Source organism: Phyllobacterium sp. P5_D12 (assembly GCF_054049495.1).
The window spans coordinates 1-4,688 of the sequence record NZ_JBFUMG010000361.1; the positions used below are offsets into that span (position 1 = coordinate 1).

Here is a 4,688-nt window from a genome sequence, read left to right on the forward strand (position 1 = left end):
GCCCATGTTCAAAAGCAGAAATACTGAATAGTATCAAACGTTTAATCGATTTAAAGAATTTAAATTTTTTTAAATCGTTTTAGATAACGGAAATTTTGGTCATCCTTCCGTAAGCGTAAAAGCAGGTGAAACCGGCAGGGATGACACGACTCGCGATCTGTGCCACATTTTGTACCTAATTTGTCCGGCACAAGCACAGTTGTTTTGATGACATGAAAGGCAGGGCATGAGGGAAGTACCCGCAATGCAGACTATTGCGCTCGTCGACGACGATCGCAACATTCTGACATCCGTATCGATCGCGCTTGAATCGGAGGGCTATCGTGTCGAAACCTATACAGACGGTGCCTCTGCACTCGATGGCTTGATGGCCCGTCCGCCGAATCTCGCCATTTTCGACATCAAGATGCCGCGCATGGATGGGATGGAACTTCTGCGTCGTCTGCGTCAAAAGTCCGATTTGCCGGTCATTTTCCTGACCTCCAAAGACGATGAGATTGACGAACTGTTCGGGCTCAAGATGGGTGCCGATGATTTCATCACCAAGCCGTTTTCGCAACGCCTCCTCGTCGAGCGGGTAAAGGCGGTCCTGCGCCGTGTCGCGGCGAGGGAAAGCGCAGCAAAGCCCGGCAGCCCCCAGACAAAATCGCTTGAGCGCGGCCAGCTTGTCATGGACCAGGAGCGTCACACCTGCACGTGGATGGGTGAACCGGTTACGTTGACCGTGACCGAATTTCTGATCTTGCACTCGCTGGCCCAGCGCCCGGGTGTTGTCAAAAGCCGTGATGCGCTGATGGATGCAGCCTACGATGAGCAGGTTTATGTAGACGATCGCACCATCGACAGTCACATCAAGCGCCTGCGCAAGAAGTTCAAGGTCGTCGACGATGATTTCGACATGATCGAAACCCTGTACGGCGTTGGCTATCGCTTCCGCGAAACCTGATCGTCAGACTGGTTCCTCTCAAGGGGACTTCAGTGCGAAAACGTACCTGCGCTTTCAAAGCTACGTGATCCGCTGTAAAACAAGGTTGTCTCGTCGCTGCATGAATGCGATGAGCCAACCGAATCATGATGTCTGAGGCAAAGATGGTAGCCGAACTGCAAGGCGGCAATATCACGCGCAAAAGCGCCGTTATGCGCCGCAAGCGTTCGCTGGCTTTGCGCCGTTTTTTTCGTCCGCTGAACCGCGTCTTTGGCAACTATCTGTTTTCGAGCCTGACCCGGCGCATTCTTTTTCTTAATCTGGCCGGCCTTGCCGTGCTTCTCTCCGGCATCATGTACCTCAATCAGTTCCGCGACGGATTGATCGATGCTCGCGTTGAGAGCCTGATGACGCAGGGCGAGATCATCGCGGGTGCCATAGCGTCATCGGCGACGGTCGATACGAACTCCATTGCCATCGATCCTGAGAAGCTGCTGGAACTGCAGGCTGGTCAGAGTATTACGCCGTCGCCCGACGTTCTGGACAATCTCGATTTCCCCATCAATCCGGAGCGCGTGGCGCCGGTTCTGCGCAGGCTGATCTCACCGACGCGGACGCGTGCTCGCATCTATGACCGGGATTCCAATCTGCTGCTGGATTCGCGCCATCTCTATTCGCGCGGCCAGGTTCTACGGTACGAGCTTCCGCCGATCGATGGCGAGGAGCCGAGCTTTTTCGAACGCCTGACCAACCGCATGACACGGCTTTTGCGCCGTAGCGACCTGCCGGTTTATCAGGAACAGCCTGGTGGCAATGGATCCTCTTATCCCGAAATCATGAAGGCGCTGACCGGTTCTCCTGCAACCGTCGTCCGCATGACCGAAAAGGGAGAGCAGATCGTCTCGGTCGCAGTGCCGATCCAGCGGTTTCGCGCCGTGCTCGGGGTGCTCCTTCTTTCGACCGAAGGCGGCGATATCGACAAGATCGTTCAGGGTGAGCGCTATGCGATCATCCGTGTCTTTACGGTTGCTGCGCTGGTAATGGCTATTCTATCGCTCTTTCTCGCCTCAACGATTGCCAATCCGCTTCGGCGTCTTGCTGCCGCTGCCGATCGTGTCCGGCACGGGGTGAAGAATCGCGAGGAGATACCGGATTTTTCCGAGCGGCAAGATGAAATCGGCCATCTTTCGACATCTATCCGTGACATGACTAACGCTCTCTATGCCCGCATCGAGTCGATTGAGAGTTTTGCCGCCGACGTGAGTCACGAACTCAAAAATCCACTGACTTCGTTGCGAAGCGCCGTAGAGACGTTGCCGCTTGCCAGAAACGAAGAGTCGAAGAAACGGCTCATGGACGTGATCCAGCATGATGTGCGCCGCCTCGATCGCCTGATCACCGATATCTCTGACGCCTCGCGACTGGACGCTGAACTCGCACGTGAAGATTCCGAGCACGTCGATCTCAAATATCTGTTGGGCAACCTCGTCACCGCCGCGCGCGAGGTCAGGCGGAACAAGAAAGACACTCGCATCGAATTGGTCGTGGGCAAGTTGCCGAACAACAGGAAGGGTTTCTTTGTCGCCGGCCATGATCTGCGGCTCGGCCAAGTCGTCTCCAATCTGATCGAAAACGCGCGGTCTTTCGTTCCCGTCGAGGACGGCGTTATCACGGTGACGCTGGAGCATATGGGCGACCGCATCAGAATTACCGTCGAGGACAATGGTCCAGGTATCCGGGTAGAACAGATCGACCGGATTTTCGAACGGTTTTATACGGATCGGCCATCCGGAGAGGCCTTCGGTCAGAACTCGGGCCTGGGACTGTCTATCAGCCGTCAGATAATCGAGGCTCACGGCGGCACATTGAACGCCGAGAACATTATCGACCCCAAAGACCCTGACAATTATCTCGGTGCGAAGTTCATCGCCATTATTCCAGTCGAGGTCTGATGGTTGTCGAGCCGGACGGGCATGTCCACGCGACCGCGGTCCTCGTCGGCGATCGCGGCATCCTGATTTCGGGCCCCTCCGGATCGGGTAAATCATCGATTGCCAATGAACTGATGCGTCGAGCGGCTGGCAGAGGCGCATTTGCCGCCCTGATTTGCGATGATCAGTGTCTTTTGCAAGCCATATCCGGTCGCTTGATCTGCGCTGCCCCTGCCTCACTGCAGGGCGGCATGGAGGTGCGCGGCTCGGGCTTGCATACGGTTGATTTTCAGACTTGCGGGGTGATCCATCTTGCCGTTGAACTGACCAAGCCCGGACAAGCCATTCGATTTGCTGGTGACGCTAGAATAGTGCTCGAAGGCGTCGCGATGCCACATCTAATTTTACCTGAACGGGAGGTGGAAGCAGCTTGCCGGGCCGTGGAGGCGAGGCTTTTCCGGGCGTTTTGGAAAAAATAGGATAATCGATTCAAATGGTTGCAATGTTGCACTGCGATAAAATGACTGACCGTCTTGCTCAGGCCATTTTTCCGCTTGCCTTCACGATTCGTCCTGCCAAAATGCGACACCTGCCAAACGGGGCATTCAATGCGCAGTAAAAAGCCCAAACCCAAGGGGCTGGCGCGACAGGAGCAGTTTCAGAATGATCGGACTCGTGCTTGTGACGCACGGAAGACTGGCTGAAGAATTTCATCATGCCGTGGAGCATGTGGTCGGTCAGCAGGAATATTTGGAAACCGTCTCGATCGGTGCGGATGACGATATGGAGCAGCGGCGGCGTGACATCGTCGATGCTGTTGCCCGTGCCGACAATGGTTCGGGCGTTATTATCCTGACAGATATGTTTGGTGGTACTCCTTCCAATCTGGCCATCTCGGTGATGGAATCGGGGCGGATCGAAGTCATTGCCGGGGTTAATTTGCCGATGCTGATCAAGCTTTCCAGTGTGCGGGTTACCAATGACATGGCAGCAGCATTGCGCGAAGGTCAGGATGCAGGACGGAAGTATATCAATGTGGCCAGTCAGGTGCTGACAGCCAAATAGGGCTTATGCTCAAAGAGGAAATAGATGCGCCTGACTGCCGAAACAACCGGTACGTTTGACCCGGATAACGCACTTGTCGAGGAATTCGAGATCGTCAACCGGCGTGGTCTCCATGCACGTGCATCTGCCAAGTTCGTCCAGCTCGTCGATGGCTACGACGTGCATGTCCGCGTCGAAAAGGATGGAATGACCGTTGGCGGCACTTCGATCATGGGTCTGATGATGCTTGCCGCGTCTCCTGGCTGCTGCATCAAGGTCAGCGCCTCCGGTGTACAGGCGCGTGAACTGATGAAGGCGCTGGGCACGCTCATTGCCGACAAGTTCGGCGAAGAAGCCTGATTGATGCACCTCCCATTATCGAATCATATGCACGCATAAGGATTTCTTTATATCCCATTGTGCGGCGAGGTCTAATCTGCTAGTCAACGTCATCTCCGGTCGCCCGATCAGATAGTGCGCGGCCAAATGAAAACGAAGACGGAGCTGACACGAGATGGCCGACACGCAGGATTACATCGTCAAGGACCTTGAGCTGGCCGCATGGGGCCGCAAGGAAATGGATATCGCCGAAACAGAAATGCCGGGCCTGATGGCCAGCCGCGAAGAATTCGGCAAGACACAGCCGCTCAAGGGCGCGCGCATCACCGGGTCGCTCCACATGACGATCCAGACAGCGGTCTTAATCGAGACGTTGCAGGCGCTCGGCGCGAAAGTTCGCTGGGCTTCGTGCAATATCTTCTCCACACAGGATCACGCCGCCGCAGCGA

The 4,688-nt window shown here is 55.4% G+C and carries 6 protein-coding genes; all 6 read left to right on the forward strand.

Features of this window, described 5'->3' with window-relative positions; genetic code table 11:
• The first annotated feature begins 226 nt into the window (after positions 1 to 226).
• Positions 227 to 946: a response regulator transcription factor gene (locus tag ACXJ5O_RS19375; RefSeq protein WP_162701788.1), complete on the forward strand. Its 720-nt coding sequence runs from the start codon at positions 227 to 229 to the stop codon at positions 944 to 946.
• A gap of 143 nt (positions 947 to 1,089) precedes the next feature.
• The gene (locus ACXJ5O_RS19380; protein ID WP_457301325.1) at positions 1,090 to 2,877 is read left to right on the forward strand and encodes a stimulus-sensing domain-containing protein; all 1,788 of its coding nucleotides are present in this window, start codon (positions 1,090 to 1,092) and stop codon (positions 2,875 to 2,877) included.
• Entirely contained in the window at positions 2,877 to 3,335 is a 459-nt protein-coding gene (locus ACXJ5O_RS19385) for an AAA family ATPase (protein WP_457301323.1), read from the forward strand. Before ACXJ5O_RS19380 ends, ACXJ5O_RS19385 begins: the two co-directional genes overlap by 1 nt.
• A gap of 184 nt (positions 3,336 to 3,519) precedes the next feature.
• A complete protein-coding gene (locus ACXJ5O_RS19390) occupies positions 3,520 to 3,921 on the forward strand; it encodes a PTS sugar transporter subunit IIA (protein WP_112524863.1) in 402 nt (133 codons plus the stop codon).
• Positions 3,922 to 3,945: 24 nt separating this feature from the next.
• On the forward strand, positions 3,946 to 4,260 hold the full coding sequence (locus tag ACXJ5O_RS19395; protein ID WP_112524861.1) for an HPr family phosphocarrier protein: 315 nt from the start codon (positions 3,946 to 3,948) through the stop codon (positions 4,258 to 4,260).
• A 154-nt stretch (positions 4,261 to 4,414) separates the two neighbouring features.
• Positions 4,415 to 4,688 (forward strand): adenosylhomocysteinase (locus ACXJ5O_RS19400; protein WP_457301324.1); only part of this gene is annotated, 274 nt, incomplete at its 3' end.

Excerpts from the sequence above, each read along its gene's own strand:
- ACXJ5O_RS19375 (WP_162701788.1), top strand. The coding sequence starts at position 227 with ATGAGGGAAGTACCCGCAATGCAGACTATTGCGCTCGTCGACGACGAT.
- ACXJ5O_RS19380 (WP_457301325.1), top strand. The coding sequence starts at position 1,090 with ATGGTAGCCGAACTGCAAGGCGGCAATATCACGCGCAAAAGCGCCGTT.
- ACXJ5O_RS19385 (WP_457301323.1), top strand. The coding sequence starts at position 2,877 with ATGGTTGTCGAGCCGGACGGGCATGTCCACGCGACCGCGGTCCTCGTC.
- ACXJ5O_RS19395 (WP_112524861.1), top strand. The coding sequence starts at position 3,946 with ATGCGCCTGACTGCCGAAACAACCGGTACGTTTGACCCGGATAACGCA.
- ACXJ5O_RS19390 (WP_112524863.1), top strand. The coding sequence starts at position 3,520 with ATGATCGGACTCGTGCTTGTGACGCACGGAAGACTGGCTGAAGAATTT.